A 440-nucleotide genomic window follows, 5' to 3' on the forward strand; every position below is an offset into this window, starting at 1 on the left:
AAGCTGTAAGCAGCATCTTCAACCGCAGTTGTGGCTGGCGTACCAGAAATTACTGGGGCATCGTTAGTATTTACTACCGTAATAGTAAATGCGGTTAAGCTCACTGTTGCATTCGCAGCATCGGTCACACTAATGATAATACCACTAGTTATACCAACATCCGCATTAGTCGGTGTGCCCGTTAAGCCACCTGTTGAAGTACTAAACGTTGCCCAGGTAGGTTTAATATTAATACTAAAAGTTTGGGTATCCCCTGCATCAACATCAGAAACTGTTGGGATAAAGCTATAACTACTGTCTTCAGCTACCGTTGTTGCTGGCGTACCTGTTATTACCGGCGCATCGTTGGTGTTTGACACTGTGATAGTAAAGGCCGCTAAGCTTACTGTTGCATTCGCAGCATCGGCAACACTGATGATAATACCTGAGGTGGTACCTAT

General features: G+C 44.5%; 1 protein-coding gene. It reads right to left on the bottom strand.

What is annotated here, in order from left to right; translation table 11 throughout:
• On the bottom strand, positions 1 to 440 hold a 440-nt coding region (locus tag H4J61_RS00085; RefSeq protein WP_182182610.1), incomplete at both ends, for a putative Ig domain-containing protein.

It is taken from the genome of Colwellia sp. MB3u-4 (assembly GCF_014077065.1).
In the GTDB taxonomy this organism is placed as follows: Bacteria; Pseudomonadota; Gammaproteobacteria; order Enterobacterales; family Alteromonadaceae; genus Cognaticolwellia.